A 14,787-nucleotide genomic window follows, 5' to 3' on the forward strand; every position below is an offset into this window, starting at 1 on the left:
CCGATCTCCTCGCCGGCTTCTTCGCCAACACCGGCATGACCCTCGACCCGGAACTACCGTGACGACGCGAACCTCAGCCTTTCAACCTCTGTAGCTTGCGGGATGCTGATCCAGTCGCCGTGGCCGGGGGTGGACCTGGATGCCCCAGCTGGGCCGCTTCAGCCGGAACGTGCCCTCCGGCAGCCGGAGCAGCCGGTCCCGTCGGCTCGGCCGCCTCCGCCCGGGATGCGTCGCATTTCCTGCCCGCTGTTTGTCGAGAAAGGCGAGGCAGTCGGTGGGGCGCAAGCGGGCACCTCCGGGATCCAGCGCTTCGGGTCTACTCCACGGGGTGATCGGCCCGTCAGACACGATGCACGGACACCTGAAGACTGTACGGCCACTTTGCTCAAGAGATTCTCACCAGCGATGCGCTGGAATCGGGTTGGCACAGGTGCCATCGGGCAGGCAGAACAGCCGATCCAGTCGAGACGAAGTGGTGGGTGCTGGTTCCTTTCTTCTCGGCGGGGCTCGGGACGTTCGTCATGGTGTTCTACGGAGGCTTCCGGCTGAGGTCCCGCGGGCACCTGATCGCGGCCGCTGGCTACCTTGTCGCGTTGATCGGCTACATCGGTGGCGTCGGCATGTTCCCTATCGACAGCGCCCCGCACAACGCCGTCGTCGGGACGCACGTGGTGATCTGGCTGGTCGGCATCGGGCACGTTCTGGTCCTGCAGCACCTGGTACGTAAACACGCCGACGCTGCACCTCCTGTAGTGCCCTCCGCCGCGCCCGCCAACGCGATGGCGCTGGCCATGGCCGCCGCGCGCGCACAACGCCGCCGTGAGGCGCAGCAACTGGTCCTGCAGAACCCCGTTGCGGCACTCGAGTTGAAAATCGGCCGACCAGACATCCCCAACCGGCAGTACGACGACGGAGGACTGGTCGACGTGAATCATGTACCCGCGCCGTGGCTGCAGGAAGCGTTAGAAGTGACGCCGGAGCAGGCCGAACAGATCATCACTGTCCGGGAACAAAGGGGCGGCTTCCTGACTGCCGGCGAGGTTCTGGTCCACTGCCCGTCGATCCAGCCAGCCAGGTTCGAGTTGATCCGCGACCGTGTGATCGTGTTCCCCTCTGACCGGCTACTGAAAGGCATCGCCGTCGAGCCTGGAACCAGGGCGGCTGGGGCCGGAAAGAGATCGCGCGTTGCTGCATGGTCGAGCAGATACCCGGAGGGCGAAGTGCAAAGTCGTACGGCGGGCTACCGCGCACGCCGATCTTGCGCGTTGGGTAAGAAGGCTAGTACTCCGTACTTCCCGAAACGAAAGGCACCAACAGGTGGCCCCTCGAGCGCAACGCAATTGACGTGCATGTTTGCAGAATAGCTATCCGTATCGTAGCCTTCAAGGCGCGGGATGCTTACGCCCGCGGCCAGCCTCGACTTCGGTCGAGGCTTTTTTGATCTCACCCAACGAAAGCCCCGCTCGCCATGGCGAGCGGGGCTTTCGTCTGCCCGCCAGGAAGGTTTGCCGTATGCAGAGGACGTCCACGCCCTACCTATTCGTACCCATCACCACGGCCGTGGTTTGTGCCGGCGTCGCGCTGGTGGCCACAGTGGTCCTGGCTTGGCTGCTCACCGGAACCCGGTCGGCGTTCCACCAGGCCAGTCCTGGCGGCGTCGAACCCGACATGCGGCGCCTCGACACACTGATCAACCGTATTGGTCTGCTCTTGTCCCGATCGCAGTGGGATGAGCCGAGAAGGTTCACACGTGGTGGACGCGACGTTACCGACGGGAGCTGCGAATGAGCGGCCGTGGCAGAAATCCCGCCGACGACGCTGCGGAGGCGGCCGTCGGCGATCTGGCGAGCGTCGCCCTCTTCGCCGAGGTACTAGCCCGGATCAATGACGACATCGATCAGATTCTCATCTTCGCCCGAGTTGGCCTGGAAATCTCCAGCCGCAACCTGTCACTCGCCCTCGGTATAGACACTGCCGAACTGGACTCACGCATCAGCAGGATTCTTCTCTCCTTGCGAGCGGACCAGGAGATGGCGGCTGCGCTTCGCGGTTTTCATCGGGCTGGGCGGATCGAGAACTATCAAGCCCTCGCGTACCGGCTGGGACTGCAGGACTGGTTCTGTGCGCAGTGCGGGCAGTTCATGGTTCCGGCCGAGCGAGGCCGTCGGCGGAAGACCTGCAGCAATAGGTGCCGACTCCGGCAGCACCGCGGTCACCAGCCGTGGACACCGGGCGCGGCAACCCTTCCTGCCCCGGCGGCCACGCTCCTCGCTGCGCCGGCCGAGATGATGAGCAAGCTGGTCCAGCCGATTGACAGAGCAGTGAGGCCGGATCACTTCGTGCGCAGCGACCCGCGGTGGTGGCAGCCCGAGACGCGCCAGCGAGACCGCGCGATCGTGCTGGCGGGGTTGTCCTGCCCTGTAGCACTGAGTTCATCCGACATCGCCGCCCTCGACGTCAATGACGTTGTGCAGACGCCCGAAGGAGTCGAGGTGCGTCTGTTTCGCGGAACGAGCCGACCATCCCGCTACGTCATCATCCCGGCCGCCCGAGACCGCGCTGTCTGCCCGGCGACCACTCTGCTGGCCTGGGATCGCCATCTCGCGGCCAAGGGGTATCTCAGCGGACCGCTCTTTCCGGATCTCGACGCGAAAGGCAAGGTTCTCGCAAAGAGACTCACCGACCGCAACGTCGCCAGAATCATCGAAGCGGCGACGGCTGCGGCCGTTGGTGTGGCGAAACTCCCGAAACTGGCAACTTCCCGGCCAATGCTGTCCTTCGTCTACGAGAGCGAGCGCGCGTCGGATGGTGTTGGACAGTGACCAGGCGACGGTCGATTACCGAAGCAGGCGCAGTTCGGCGAGTCGTGTCGGAGGCACGTGCCCCGCCCCGTCCCATAGCCGAAAGCGAAGTTGATCGGGTCTCCGATATCAGGAAAGGAGGGAACGGCGGTGACCTATCGAGATGACGATGGCGACCAGGACAGGCGGCTGGCCATGATGGCAATGATCATGCTCATGCTGGCGGCTCTGAGTACGTACACGGATCTCGTGGGCTATTTCCGGGGCTAGGGGTGCGACCCTAGCCCCGGAGATAGCTCACTGAAACGGGCCCTTGCCGGGTAGCTTGGCCAGCGATACGGCGAGGGTTCCGCCTTTCTCGCCCCGCAGACATCGGCTCTCGGAGCCAGACAACCGCGGAACAGTGCTCGGTTAGAGCCGAGCACCTTGACCAACGGTACGGCAGACAGTAGTGGGCGCCCTGGCATGCCCGAGGCTCTCAGCTTAGGACGTACAGCTGATCTGCCGTTTCGGGTTGAGCATCGACGGACGTCTCGCGGGCCCAAGTCCATTGGATTCTGCGCGCCCCTCCCCGATGCGCTGCTGACGCGAAAGCCCCCGGCGCAGGTGGGGCCGCAGGCTATGGACGGTGTCTCTAGACTGTTTGGTACCGACGTAAGGCGGCGTTGCGTCGATATCGAGCACCCGGACTGGGGCAGCAGCTGTAGGAAACGCCGAAGCGGCGTTCGATCACCTCGGCGACCCGCCTCAGAGTCCACCGGGCGTCCTGCCAGCCCGGGACAGTGATCGTTGGCGTCGGCGGCGGTGGTAGGTCCGTTCGATCCAGGTCACGATCGCGGTCCTCAGCTCCTGTCGGGTGGTCCAGGTCCGGCGGTTGAGGACGTTGTTCTGCAGCAGGCCGAAGAACGATTCCATGGCGGCGTTGTCGCCGGCGGCGCTGACGCGGCCCATCGACTCGACCATGTCGTGACGGTGCAGTTCACGAACAAGCTTCCGGCTACGAAACTGCTTGGGTTCAACCGGTCGTTGCAACATGTCCTGGTCGGAGTAACCGTAGCTGCTCGTCCAGGACCTCGGCCGGTGTCTTCCAACTGAGGACCTTGCGGGGTCTGCTGTTGATGGCTGCTTGGACGGCGAGGAGGTCTTCGAGGGTTCAGCGAGACAGGTCGGTGCCCTTGGGGAAGTACTGGCGCAGCAGGCCGTTGGTATTTTTGTTCGTGCCTCGTTGCCAGGGCGAGTGCGGGTCGGCGAAGTAGACCGCGATGCCAGTTTCAATCTTGAACTGGGCGTGCGCGGCGAGTTCCTTGCCACGGTCCCAGGTCAGAGACCCGCACGACATCGTCGCGGAACTCACGAGGGTAGGGCTTGGGCACAGCAGGAGCCGGGTGATGCGTACGGAGTCGCCGCGGTGTTCGAGGGACGCCATGGGATGGGACGGTAGTTGAGGCCGTTTCCCCATGGGCCAACGAAACATGGGGAAACGCTCGATTTTGCGTCGCATAGGGACCGGCGTCGGCGAGCTTCGCCACGGCCGTCATCGCCTCGTACTGCTCGACCGGGTCGGCGATCTCGACCAGGTCCATCCGCCATCCCCGCGGCACGAATGCCCCCGAACCAATGCCCATGGCCTACCGGGCAGGTAGACCAGTGCGCATTGCGCTGTCGAGGTTTCCCGTGGGCGCGGGTTCGGTGAAAGGCGAGCGCTTCATCGTTCACCTCGCTCGTCGTCGAGGCCGGCGGTGGGTGCGGTGTCGTCGAGTACCGACGGATCGAAGGTTTCGTTGACGAGGTCCGGGGCCCGGTGGTGGTCTTCCAGGGTTCTGTTCCGGTTAGGGCCGTCGTCGTAGGCGGCGGTGGCGGGTACGAACGACGGCCCCGTCGGCAGGGTGCGCAGGGCGAGGCTGGCGTGGAGTTGCCCGAGTCGGACGGTGGAGTCGAGGAATCGCCACATGGTTTCGTCCACGCCGGTGCCGGCTTCGATGTCGCGGCGTAGGTCGGTGTACATCTGGCCGGCTTCGGCGGCGAGTTCTTCGGCCCGGTTGGCATGCTGGTGAGGGTTCATGCCTCACCTTCGCAGATCTGCGCCACCCCCCGGCGGTACTGGCCCGGCGGAGGGCGGAGAAATGTGGCGGACAGTGCCCGCGGTTCAGGCGTAGCTGTAGTTGAAGGCGGTGATGTCGCGCAGCACCGACGGCGTGGCACTCGCGTCGAACGGAAGCATCGTCTCGGTGTTGTCGACGACGCCGGACGTGAAGCCGGTCCGCGGCTGGTAGGTGTCGATGCCGTTGGTGAGCTGCCACTGCCACCACAGGCGGTCGAGGTTGCAGTGGTGCAGCCAGAAGACCGGGTCGTTCGGTGATTCGCGGGTGCCCATATGGCCGCCGATGTAGTTGTGCACCCGGTTGTGCAACTCGATCTCGTTGCGGTTGCGGTAACTGTTGAACACCGTCGCGTCCCACGGCGCCTGGTCGTAGACCTGCCAGCTCTGCACACCACTGACCGTCGCGGCGCTCGGGCGGGTGGCGTTCTGGCCCAGCCGGCGCTGCAGGAACGTGGTGGCGATGCTGCTGCGGTAGATCGCCCAGCCCCAAGCTGGGCTGAAGTTGCCGCTGGAGACGCTGCCGTTGGTGATGGATCCGAGGAAGTCGTTGGTGAACGGCGTGGCTGTGCCGGTCCAGTCCCAGTACGGGATGAAGAGGTTGGCGTTACCGCTGACGGTCTGCAGGTCCAGTTCCAGCAGGATCAGGTACGCGCGGTGCCACGGCAGGAACGACGGCGCCTGGTGGGCGTGGCTGATGCCGTCGGAGGTACGGGCGAAGAATGTGATGTGCTGGTCGATGTACGCGTTGTAGTGACGCCCGTTGGCGAATGTGGTCTTGAACTGGCGGAGAGCGTCGATGAATGCGGTCTTCTCCGCAGTGGTCATGTTGGCAACGCTTTTACGTACGGGCATTGAGGGGATGCCTTTCACGTGCGAGAGGGCGGGAAGGTGGCAGGGCGGCGCAGAGATCAGTGACGATGCTCCTGCGCGGCCTGATCGCTCAACTCGGCGTCGCCCAGGATGTCGACGACCTTTCTGGCCAGCTTTTTGAGACCGTCGCGATGCGTCGTGTCATTGATCTCCACCGGGTCGTAATGGTTGATGGCGCTGATGTAGCCGACTCCTACATGCGGTGGTGACCCGTCCTCCGGTACGAAGAGCGTGTTGATCCTCGTCAGCGCGAGCTTCTTGTTGTTGATGTGCAACTCGTGCTTGCCGTCGGGGTTGTGCTTGCCCTTGATCTTCTTGCTTTTGTAGACCTCGTCGAAATCGCGGGGGTCGGCTGCGGCAGCCTCCGGTGCGGCCGCGGAGGTCGCGGCTGTCGCACCCTGCACACCTACCGCGGCGGTCGCTGCGGTCACGACACCTGCTGCGCTGTAGCGCAAGATGTCACGACGACTCTTCTTGGCCATGGAGATCCTCTTCCGGAAGAAAGCCGTACGGCTCGGCGACAAGTGCCCCTGTCGACATCTGGCCGGTTGTTTCCGCGGTTCTTGAACTCGACCGCGGCGGTTAATCAGAAGGTACTCAAGGCCTTTACATGGTCACTACGGAACCGGTGTGTCAATGGTCGGCCACCGTACCTGTTGCGAACGACGGACCATGTGAAGTAGTTGCCGCGACATTGTCGCCGATTGCAGCGATGGCGAACTCGGCCGGCCTTTTCCCCGCCTGCGCCGCTGGTTGACGCGCTGCTGTGACGAGTAGCTTGCCCGGCGGCTTCGCCCGCGGGGCGATCGGCCGACGGGCATCGGCCGTGCGGCTTGTGTCGTCAGTATCAGATGCCGTGAAAAAGTACAGGCGCACGTGCTGCGAGATCCGTGATCCTCGGCCGCCCCCGGCCGCATGAGCTGTTGCACGCCGTCCTCCGGCCGGCCCTCCGCGGCGACACCCGTTCCGGGAACCGGCGGGGCGGGCACACGATCGAGCAGGCCTCCGTGCCCGGCCGGACCTTCGCGAGACTGTGGCAGCCGGTCGGCAACGTGTGGGAGTGGTGTGCGACTGGTTCTCGCCGGCCTACTACGAGCGGTCGCCGGTGGACGATCCGCGCGGCCCCGACTCGGGTGACGCCCGGGTGATCCGCGGTGGGTCTTACCGGTGCCACGAGTCGTACTGCAACCGCTACCGCAACGCGGCCCGCTCCTCGAACACCCTCGACTCGTCGACCGGGAACACCGGGTTCCGGACCGTGGCGTCGTGAGCGGCCATCCGGGACGACTTCAAAAAATCTTGGCCAAACGGCTGGCACTCACGGCGTGACAGTGCTAAAAAATGTCTTGTCGGACCTGGTCAGAGAAAGATGACCACCGACCTCGGCAAGAGTTGTCAGCCGAGCGCCACGCGCCGCCGGACAGTCCGGCGGCTGTTTCGAGGAGGTTGATCGTGGTGCTGACTTTCGATCCTTTCCGCGAGTTCGACCGCCTGGCCGACCGGATGCTGGGCGTCCCCGCAGTCGCCGGTGGCCCCGCCGCCGTGGCGATGCCGATGGACCTGTACCGGTCCGGTGACCACTTCGTGCTGCACTGCGACCTCGCCGGTATCGACCCGGGCTCGGTCAACGTAGACGTCGACGGCCGCGTCCTCACGATCCGCGCCGAGCGTTCCGCCCGCACCGACGCCGACGTGCAGTGGCTGCGCCGCGAGCGGGTGACCGGTGCGTTCGAGCGGCGTCTCACCCTCGGCGACGGCCTGGACCTCGGCCGTATCGACGCCACCTGGCAGGACGGCGTGCTGACCGTGACCATCCCGGTGGCCGAGGCCGCCAAGCCACGCCGTATCGAGATCGCCACCGGTCGTGCCCCGGCCTTCGCCCCGTCGGAGCAGCCGGCCACCATCGAGGGTGACACCACCTCGTCCAAGTCGATCGCGAGCTGACCACCGGCCGGGCCGGCGGTGCGCCGGCCCGGTTCCCATGCCCGACGGACGGTCAGGAAATCGGCCACCGCGGTCGTTGCCGGCCGGCGGGCTGGTACGGGAAGGTTGCGGCTCCCGTCGTGACCACCCGGAGTTCGCCTTGACCCACCGCACATATCTGCAGACGGCGGCCGTCGCCGCGCTCGTCTTCATCGGCGTCGTGTTCACGGTTCTGAGCGGTTCGCCAGCCGGATTCACCGGTACCGTGATGTCGTCGCTGCTGGCGATCGCGTGGCTGACGGCCTGCTGCAGTCTGGCCGCGATGGCCCTGGCCTCGATCCGCCGGTAAGCCACAACCCCGGCTGTGCGCCACGTTGTCTCAGCGTGGCTGAGACAACGGTGCGCGACAGCCGGGGTCGCGGAGACGGTCAGGAGCCGGCGGAGGATGCTGCGGGCTTGAGCAGCGGCACCCGGTCCCAGACCCGGTGCGCGCCGAGCGCCGCCGCGATCGTCTTGGCATCCGGGTCGGGCAGGATGCCCGGCGCCTTCAGGTCAATCCCGGCGTTCGCGAGCGTCTGCTCACCCTTGCCCCACACGCCGATCGGCTTGGCGTGCCGGTACGCCTCCTGCAGCAGCACCATCATCTGCAGGTCGGTCGTGGCGGTCGCGACGATCACCGCGTCGAACTCCACGGACCGGGCGGTCTGGAACGTCCGTTCCACACCCGGACCGCCGACCGGCGAGATCACCCGCACCACGACACCCTGCGCCTCGAGGGCCTTCTGCAGTTTCTCGGCCTGCTTGTCCGGCGCGCCGATCACGCCGACCACCCGGCCGGTGATCGGCCAGACCCGGTCGGTGATCTGCGCCAGCGCCGGCGAGGGCGTCACGTTCACCGGCGGCTTGCCCTCGGGCACCGGCAGACCCAGTCCGGCCGCGACCTTCGCGGTCAGCTCGGCGTTCACATTGGCCAGCACCCCGAGCATCCGTACGCGGATCGCCTGCTCATAGCACTTGCTCAGCTCGAACGTGAACGCCTCGACCATGTGATCCTGCTCGATGGGGCTGAGGCTGGCGTAGAAGAGAGCCGCCTGCGAGTAGTGGTCGGCGAACGACACCGGGTTGGCGCGTACCTTCTCGCCGTGCACGAGCTTGGGCACGTGCACGTATCCGCCGTTCTCCGGCCCGGCCGGCACCGGGCCCTCCGGACCGGCGAGGCTGTTCGGCAGGTAAGCCACGATGCCCCGATGCACGACGCTCTGGTGCAGGCCGTCGCGGTGGTTGTCGTTCACCGGCGCCTGCGACCGGTTGATCGGCAGCTGGGCGAAGTTCGGCCCACCGAGCCGGCTGAGCTGGGTGTCCAGGTAGGAGAAGAGCCGGCCCTGCAGCAGCGGGTCGTTGGTGACCTCGATGCCGGGGACCAGGTGGCCCAGGTGGAAGGCGATCTGCTCGGTCTCGGCGTGGAAGTTGTCCGGGTTGCGGTTCAGCACGAGCTTGCCCACCGGCTGCACCGGCGCCAGCTCCTCCGGCACGATCTTCGTGGGGTCGAGCAGGTCGATGCCCTCGAACGTCTCGTCGTCGCTGTCCGGCATCACCTGGATGCCCAGCTCGAACTCGTAGAACAGCCCGGCGTCGATCGAGTCGGCCAGGTCACGGCGGTGGAAGTCCGGGTCGACACCGGCGGTGATCTGGGCTTCCTCCCACGCCAGGGAGTGCACGCCGGCGACCGGCTTCCAGTGGAACTTCACCAGCGCCGTCTCGCCCTCGGCGTTGACCAGGCGGAACGTGTGCACACCGAAACCTTCCATGGTTCGGTACGAGCGCGGCACGGCCCGGTCGGACATGGCCCAGAACACGTGGTGGGTGGCCTCGGTGTGCAGCGAGACGAAGTCCCAGAACGTGTCGTGCGCGGTCTGCGCCTGCGGGATCTCCCGGTCCGGGTGCCACTTCGCGGCGTGGATGATGTCCGGGAACTTGATCGCGTCCTGGATGAAGAAGACCGGCATGTTGTTGCCGACCAGGTCGAAGTTGCCCTCGGCGGTGTAGAACTTGACGGCGAAGCCACGGGTGTCACGCACCGTGTCGGCGGAGCCCCGCGAGCCGAGCACCGTGGAGAACCGGACGAACACGTCGGTCTCCAGGCCCTTCTCGGCCAGGAACCCGGCCTTGGTCACGGACGCCGCGTTTCCGTACGCCGTGAACGTGCCGTAGGCACCGGATCCGCGGGCGTGGACCACCCGCTCCGGGATCCGTTCGTGGTCGAAGTGGGTGATCTTCTCGCGGAGGTGGAAGTCCTCCAGCAGCGACGGTCCGCGCGGCCCGGCCTTGAGCGAGTGGTCGGTGTCCGGTAGCCGGAGACCCTGAGCCGTGGTCAGGTAGTCGCCGGTCTGCAGTCCCCGGGCCGGGGCGAGGGACTCCTTGACCGGGCTTGTCTCCGCGTCTTCCTTCGCCTTGGGACTGGGAACAGTCGGCTCCATGTGGCAAATCCGTTTCTGTGTGACATCGGGATCAAACCGAGTGCATACCCAGACATCAGCCTCCGGAACGTGGCGGGCGCTACGGTTCGGCTCATGGCCACGCCGCAACTGCTCACCGCCTACGCCGGCCACTGGACCGGCGAAGGCACCGGCGTCACCGTGATCCTCCCGCCGCCAGGCACGGTCGGGTCCGGCGAGGTTCGCGGCGGCGCCCCGGCCACCCGCGAGTTCGCCCTGCTCGAACCGGGCCGCCTGGTCGAACGGGTGGACGCCGTGGTCCTCTCCGGCGGTTCCGCCTTCGGCCTGGCCGCCGGAGACGGCGTGATGCGGCTGCTGCGCGAGCGTGGGCAGGGCTTTCCCACCGACTTCGGGCCGGTGCCGATCGTGGTCGGCATGTCGATCTTCGACGCGTCGGTCGCGACCGATCCGCCCGGAGCCGAACAGGGGCGTGCCGCCGCCCTCGCCGCCTTCGGCGGAGAACCCTTCGGCATCGGTACGGTCGGAGCCGGCACCGGGGCCACCACGGGCAAGTGGCGCGGCACCCCGTCGCCGGGCGGGCTGGGCCGGGCGAGCGGCCGGGCCGGCACCGCCACGGTCGAGGTGGTCGCCGTGGTCAACGCCTGGGGTGACGTCCTGGACGGCGACAGCACCCCGGTCCCGGCCGTGGCCACGCCGTTCCCGATGGGGAACACCACGATCGCCGTGGTGCTGACCGACGCGCGGCTCAGCAAACTCGACTGTCACCTGCTCGCCCAGAGTGGTCACACCGGCTTCGCCCGCGCCCTGCACCCGGCCCACTCACGGTACGACGGTGACGCCGTGGTGGCGCTCGCCACCGGCGAGGTGGACGGCGCCGACCTGGACCTGCTGCGGGCGGTCACCGCCGAGGTCATGGCCGGCGCCATCCGTGCCGCGGTCAGGCTCTCGTGATCGCGACCTGCAACTCGGTCACCCACTCGGCGCGGTTCTCCGGGCACTCGAGGCTGACCTCACGGGCATAACCGACGGCCCGGTAACCGTTCGCGTCGATCCACTCGGCGAGCGCCTGACCGGTCGGCACCACGGCGTCCATCGAGCCGTGGTGCACGATCGTCGCCGCCTCGGCGATCGGCGGCAGGTCCCGTACCGCGAAGTCGTCGCTCTCCTGAGCACCAGCGACCTGGATCGCGGCATGAACGGTGATCCGGCCGTCTGCCGCGTCCTCGTACCAGGCGACACCCGGACCGGAAGGCCGCACCCCGGCCGCGTCGAGCCGCCGGAACAGCTCGTCGTAGAGCGGCACGATCACCGGGGTGATGTCGCCCGGCTCGTAGCTGTCGGCGACCGCGGTCAGTTCCGCGACCCGGACCGCCGGGATCCTCTTGATGACGACGTCGTTGCTGGGCATGTGGCCCTCCCTCTCGATGGCCCGGAGACGTGCCTCCACCCCCACGAGCCGCGCGTGGGCCTCGGCCACCGCCGATTCCAGCTCGGCCCGGCGCAGCCGCAGCATGCCCCGTAGTTCCCCGGCGCTCAGCGTGCCGTCGACGATGTCGTGCACCTGCTGCAGCGTGAAACCGAGGTCCTTCAGGGCGATGATCCGGTTGAGCCGGGCCAGCTGGGCGGCCGTGTAGTGCCGGTAGCCGGTGGCCGGGTCGACGTGGGCCGGCCGCAGCAGTCCGATGGCGTCGTAGTGGCGCAGCATCCGGACCGACACGCGGCCGTGGCGGGCGAAGTCTCCGATGGCGAACATGATGGCTCCGAGTTGACTGCCTGACACGGTGTGAGAGTCAAGATCTGGTATCCCTGTGGGATGTTGGTTGACTATGCCGCGCCGGTCGCGGCGGCTCCGGCCGAGGCCGAAGCGGCGGCCGTCTCCGCCGAACAGGTCGGTTACGACGGGTTCAACGCGGCCGAGACCAGGCACGACGTGTTCACCACGCTGACCCTGGTGGCCCGCGCCACCAACCGCATCTCGCTGCAGTCGGCGATCGCGGTCGCCTTCGCCCGCAACCCGATGAACGTCGCGGTCCTCGCTAACGACCTCCAGCTGATCAGTGAGGGCCGGTTCCGGCTGGGGCTCGGCTCACAGGTCAAGCCGCACATCGAGCGGCGGTTCGCGATGCCGTGGAGCAGCCCGGCGGCCCGGATGGAGGAGTTCGTGGCCGCGCTGCGGGCGATCTGGCACTGCTGGGCGACCGGGGAGCGGCTGGCGTTCCGCGGCACGTTCTACCGGCACACGCTGATGACGCCGTTCTTCGACCCCGGGCCCAACCCGTACGGCAATCCGGCGGTGCAGCTGGCCGCCGTGGGGGAGCGGATGGTCGCGGCGGCCGGCCGGGTCGCCGACGGATTGCTGGTGCATCCGCTGACCACCGCGGCCTATCTCGAGGAGAGAATGATTCCGGCGGTACGGGCGGCGCGCGGCGGCACACTCAACGGATTCCGTATGGAGATGAGTGCCATGGTGGTGCTCGGTACCGACGAGGCGGAACGCGCGCAGGCCGAACGAGCGGTGCGCGGGCAGATCGCCTTCTACGCCTCGACGCCCGCGTACCGGCCGGTTCTGGAACTGCACGGCTGGGGTGACCTGGCCGACCGGCTCAACCAGCTGTCCCGGCGGGGATCGTGGGACGAGATGGCCGACGCGATTCCCGACGACGTACTCGACGCCTTCGCGGTGGCCGGCGACCCGGCGTCGGTGGCCACCGGCCTGCGCGATCGATTCGGTTCCGCGATCGATCGGATGTCGTTGTACACGCCCTATGAGGCGGACCGTTATCAGCTGGCGGCGGTGCGGTCGGCGATCCGGACCTCGGCCTTGTCCGGGTAGAACGCGACGTGTCCCTTGATCGCGGCGACCGCCTCGTAGGGTTCCGGGTAACCCCAGACCGCGTTCTCCGCCTCGGGCAGCGACCAGTAACTGGCCTCGCCCTTGTACGGGCAGTAGGTCTGGTGCCCGGTGGCGGTGATCAGGGCCGGGTCGACGTCGGCGAGTGGCACGTACTGCACCGGCGGGTAGCTCGCCTCCTGGAGGGTGAGCGCGTTCTCGGTGTCGGCGACGACCTTCCCGCCGGCGGTGACGGTCACCCTTGAGCCGGTCGGGGTGATCGTGATCGGATGATCGGGTCCGGGTTGCAGACGAGGCTTGGACATGTGAAGGAGCCTAACGTTCGTGAGTGCGATCGAGGCCGTGACGGCCGCGGGGATCGAGTTCGACGTGGTCCGGCACGGGCCGGTCGGCAGCGTGGCCGAGGCGGCCGTGGCGCAGGGCGTCGAGGTGCGTGACCTGGTGAAGACGCTTGTGGTGCGGCGCGCCGAGGACGACTTCCTGTTCGTGCTCGTCCCCGGCGACCGGTCCATCTCCTGGCCGAAACTGCGCGCCCTTCTCGGCGTGAGCCGCCTGTCGATGCCGGACGCCGCGACCGCGAAGGACGCCACCGGGTACGAGCGGGGCACCATCACCCCGTTCGGGTCCCGGCGGCCGTGGCCGGTCATCGCCGACGAGACCACCCGCGGCCGGACCATCAGCCTCGGCGCGGGGGAGCGCGGCGTCGGCTTGCGGGTGAGTGCCGACGCCGCGGTCAAGGCGCTGGGCGGCTCGTTCGCCGATGTGACCGAGCTCAGCTCCTGAGAGCCGCGTCCGGCTGCCGCCGACTCAGTTCTTGAGGATCGCCGCCACCGCGTCGGTGAGCGGGGTGGTGGGACGGCCGACGAGGCGGGACAGGGTGCCGGTGGAGTCGTCCAGGTGCCCTTCGGCGATCTTGGTGTCGGTGTCGGCGAGCAGTCCGGCGTAACCCTCCGGCAGGCCGGCCGCGACGAGTGCCGCCTGGTATTCGGTGACCGGCAGGTTCCGGTAGGCGATGGGCGTGCCGGACTGCCGGGCCGTCTCGGCGGCAAGCTCGGCGAGGGTGAACCCGTGATCGCCGGCCAGTTCGTACACGCCGGGCTCGCCACTGATCAGCACGACCGCCGCCGCCTCGGCGAAGTCCGCGCGGGTGGCCGCGGCGATCCGGCCCTCACCGGCGCTGCCGTGCAGCGTGCCCTGGGCCACGGCTGCGGCCAGGGCGCCCGCGTAGTTCTCGAAGTACCAGCCGTTGCGCAGGAACGCGTACCGAATCCCGCTGTTCTTGATCTTCTCCTCGGTGGCCAGGTGTTCGGGCGCGAGGCCGATCGGGGTGGTGTCGGCGCGCAGGATGCTGGTGTAGGCCAGGAAGCCCACGCCGGCCGCCTGCGCCGCCTCGATCACCGCGGTGTGCTGGGCGATCCGCCGGCCGACCGCGTTGCCGGAGACCAGCAGCAGCCGGTCGACGCCGGCCAGGGCGGCGGTCAGGGTCTCCGGGCGGTCGTAGTCGCCCTCGCGCACCTGGACGCCGAGGGCCAGCAGGCCGCCGGCCTTCGCGGTGTCCCGGACGACGGCGACGATCTCGCCGGGGACGGCGCCGCGGGCGATCAGTGACTCGACGACGAGGCGGCCCAGCTGTCCGGTGGCTCCGGTGACGGCGATGGTCATGTCAGCTCCCTGTTCTCCTCCGGCTGTGGGGGGGCGGGGGGGTGGGGGGGGGCGGGCACCGCGGGCGGCCGCAGCCGCGGGCGGGTTGGGGGGGGGGGAAAAAATGGAAGAAAAGTTTGTATA

General features: G+C 67.8%; 16 protein-coding genes and 2 pseudogenes. 8 read left to right on the plus strand and 10 right to left on the minus strand.

What is annotated here, in order from left to right; genetic code table 11:
- Positions 1-479 precede the first annotated feature (479 nt).
- Together AB0G04_RS43540 and AB0G04_RS43545 are read left to right on the plus strand one after the other, a co-directional pair.
- Entirely contained in the window at positions 480-1,364 is an 885-nt protein-coding gene (locus tag AB0G04_RS43540) for a hypothetical protein (protein WP_360996441.1), read from the plus strand.
- Positions 1,365-1,784: 420 nt separating this feature from the next.
- On the plus strand, positions 1,785-2,822 hold the full coding sequence (locus AB0G04_RS43545; RefSeq protein WP_360996444.1) for a hypothetical protein: 1,038 nt from the start codon (positions 1,785-1,787) through the stop codon (positions 2,820-2,822).
- A gap of 613 nt (positions 2,823-3,435) precedes the next feature.
- On the opposite strand, the gene AB0G04_RS43550 is transcribed toward AB0G04_RS43545, so the two are convergent.
- From AB0G04_RS43550 to AB0G04_RS43575, 6 genes and pseudogenes are all read right to left on the minus strand, one after another.
- A complete protein-coding gene (locus AB0G04_RS43550) occupies positions 3,436-3,627 on the minus strand; it encodes a winged helix-turn-helix domain-containing protein (RefSeq protein WP_360996483.1) in 192 nt (63 codons plus the stop codon).
- Positions 3,549-3,809, minus strand: a pseudogene (locus AB0G04_RS43555) (integrase core domain-containing protein); the annotation flags it as partial. The pseudogene AB0G04_RS43555 and the gene AB0G04_RS43550, both read right to left, overlap by 79 nt.
- A gap of 7 nt (positions 3,810-3,816) precedes the next feature.
- A pseudogene (locus AB0G04_RS43560) lies at positions 3,817-4,128 on the minus strand (IS30 family transposase); the annotation flags it as partial.
- Between the two features lie 378 nt (positions 4,129-4,506).
- Positions 4,507-4,863 (minus strand): hypothetical protein, encoded by a 357-nt coding sequence (locus AB0G04_RS43565; RefSeq protein ID WP_360996447.1) that lies wholly within the window; start codon positions 4,861-4,863, stop codon positions 4,507-4,509.
- A gap of 84 nt (positions 4,864-4,947) precedes the next feature.
- Entirely contained in the window at positions 4,948-5,727 is a 780-nt protein-coding gene (locus tag AB0G04_RS43570) for a tyrosinase family protein (RefSeq protein ID WP_360996450.1), read from the minus strand.
- 83 nt (positions 5,728-5,810) lie between these two features.
- Positions 5,811-6,254, minus strand: coding sequence for a tyrosinase family oxidase copper chaperone (locus tag AB0G04_RS43575; protein ID WP_360996453.1), 444 nt, complete (start codon positions 6,252-6,254; stop codon positions 5,811-5,813).
- Positions 6,255-6,832: 578 nt separating this feature from the next.
- Here AB0G04_RS43575 and AB0G04_RS43580 point away from each other — a divergent pair.
- From AB0G04_RS43580 to AB0G04_RS43590, 3 genes are all read left to right on the plus strand, one after another.
- Positions 6,833-7,042 carry an SUMF1/EgtB/PvdO family nonheme iron enzyme gene (locus tag AB0G04_RS43580; protein ID WP_360996455.1) on the plus strand — a complete coding sequence of 70 codons (210 nt, stop codon included), beginning with the start codon at positions 6,833-6,835 and terminating at the stop codon, positions 7,040-7,042.
- Between the two features lie 182 nt (positions 7,043-7,224).
- Positions 7,225-7,716, plus strand: coding sequence for an Hsp20/alpha crystallin family protein (locus AB0G04_RS43585; RefSeq protein ID WP_360996458.1), 492 nt, complete (start codon positions 7,225-7,227; stop codon positions 7,714-7,716).
- A gap of 139 nt (positions 7,717-7,855) precedes the next feature.
- Complete coding sequence (locus AB0G04_RS43590; RefSeq protein ID WP_360996461.1) at positions 7,856-8,044, plus strand: hypothetical protein; 189 nt, start codon at positions 7,856-7,858, stop codon at positions 8,042-8,044.
- A 79-nt stretch (positions 8,045-8,123) separates the two neighbouring features.
- Here AB0G04_RS43590 and AB0G04_RS43595 read toward each other — a convergent pair whose 3' ends face one another.
- Positions 8,124-10,172: a catalase gene (locus tag AB0G04_RS43595; protein WP_360996464.1), complete on the minus strand. Its 2,049-nt coding sequence runs from the start codon at positions 10,170-10,172 to the stop codon at positions 8,124-8,126.
- Between the two features lie 93 nt (positions 10,173-10,265).
- On the opposite strand from AB0G04_RS43595, the gene AB0G04_RS43600 reads away from it, so the two are divergent.
- Entirely contained in the window at positions 10,266-11,102 is an 837-nt protein-coding gene (locus AB0G04_RS43600) for a P1 family peptidase (protein WP_360996466.1), read from the plus strand.
- Here the strand turns inward: AB0G04_RS43600 and AB0G04_RS43605 are convergent.
- The gene (locus tag AB0G04_RS43605; protein ID WP_360996469.1) at positions 11,089-11,904 is read right to left on the minus strand and encodes a MerR family transcriptional regulator; all 816 of its coding nucleotides are present in this window, start codon (positions 11,902-11,904) and stop codon (positions 11,089-11,091) included. The two genes, AB0G04_RS43600 and AB0G04_RS43605, sit on opposite strands and share 14 nt — an antisense overlap.
- A 60-nt stretch (positions 11,905-11,964) precedes the next feature.
- Here AB0G04_RS43605 and AB0G04_RS43610 point away from each other — a divergent pair, with 60 nt between their 5' ends.
- A complete protein-coding gene (locus AB0G04_RS43610; RefSeq protein ID WP_360996472.1) occupies positions 11,965-12,984 on the plus strand; it encodes a TIGR03617 family F420-dependent LLM class oxidoreductase in 1,020 nt (339 codons plus the stop codon).
- On the opposite strand, the gene AB0G04_RS43615 is transcribed toward AB0G04_RS43610, so the two are convergent.
- Positions 12,933-13,307 (minus strand): DUF427 domain-containing protein, encoded by a 375-nt coding sequence (locus AB0G04_RS43615; protein WP_360996474.1) that lies wholly within the window; start codon positions 13,305-13,307, stop codon positions 12,933-12,935. The two genes, AB0G04_RS43610 and AB0G04_RS43615, sit on opposite strands and share 52 nt — an antisense overlap.
- A 19-nt stretch (positions 13,308-13,326) precedes the next feature.
- On the opposite strand from AB0G04_RS43615, the gene AB0G04_RS43620 reads away from it, so the two are divergent.
- The gene (locus AB0G04_RS43620; protein WP_360996477.1) at positions 13,327-13,785 is read left to right on the plus strand and encodes a YbaK/EbsC family protein; all 459 of its coding nucleotides are present in this window, start codon (positions 13,327-13,329) and stop codon (positions 13,783-13,785) included.
- Positions 13,786-13,809: 24 nt separating this feature from the next.
- Here the strand turns inward: AB0G04_RS43620 and AB0G04_RS43625 are convergent, their stop codons facing one another.
- Positions 13,810-14,664, minus strand: a complete 855-nt coding sequence (locus AB0G04_RS43625; RefSeq protein WP_360996480.1) for an SDR family oxidoreductase — start codon at positions 14,662-14,664, stop codon at positions 13,810-13,812.
- Positions 14,665-14,787 lie beyond the last annotated feature (123 nt).

The sequence above is a fragment of the Actinoplanes sp. NPDC023801 genome (assembly GCF_040639655.1).
Lineage (GTDB): Bacteria > Actinomycetota > Actinomycetes > Mycobacteriales > Micromonosporaceae > Actinoplanes.

Bases quoted from the DNA above. Each gene is read 5' to 3' on its own strand.
- AB0G04_RS43605 (WP_360996469.1), bottom strand. From the start codon at position 11,904: ATGTTCGCCATCGGAGACTTCGCCCGCCACGGCCGCGTGTCGGTCCGG.
- AB0G04_RS43625 (WP_360996480.1), bottom strand. From the start codon at position 14,664: ATGACCATCGCCGTCACCGGAGCCACCGGACAGCTGGGCCGCCTCGTC.
- AB0G04_RS43570 (WP_360996450.1), bottom strand. From the start codon at position 5,727: ATGACCACTGCGGAGAAGACCGCATTCATCGACGCTCTCCGCCAGTTC.
- AB0G04_RS43545 (WP_360996444.1), top strand. From the start codon at position 1,785: ATGAGCGGCCGTGGCAGAAATCCCGCCGACGACGCTGCGGAGGCGGCC.
- AB0G04_RS43575 (WP_360996453.1), bottom strand. From the start codon at position 6,254: ATGGCCAAGAAGAGTCGTCGTGACATCTTGCGCTACAGCGCAGCAGGT.
- AB0G04_RS43600 (WP_360996466.1), top strand. From the start codon at position 10,266: ATGGCCACGCCGCAACTGCTCACCGCCTACGCCGGCCACTGGACCGGC.
- AB0G04_RS43565 (WP_360996447.1), bottom strand. From the start codon at position 4,863: ATGAACCCTCACCAGCATGCCAACCGGGCCGAAGAACTCGCCGCCGAA.
- AB0G04_RS43610 (WP_360996472.1), top strand. From the start codon at position 11,965: ATGTTGGTTGACTATGCCGCGCCGGTCGCGGCGGCTCCGGCCGAGGCC.
- AB0G04_RS43595 (WP_360996464.1), bottom strand. From the start codon at position 10,172: ATGGAGCCGACTGTTCCCAGTCCCAAGGCGAAGGAAGACGCGGAGACA.
- AB0G04_RS43615 (WP_360996474.1), bottom strand. From the start codon at position 13,307: ATGTCCAAGCCTCGTCTGCAACCCGGACCCGATCATCCGATCACGATC.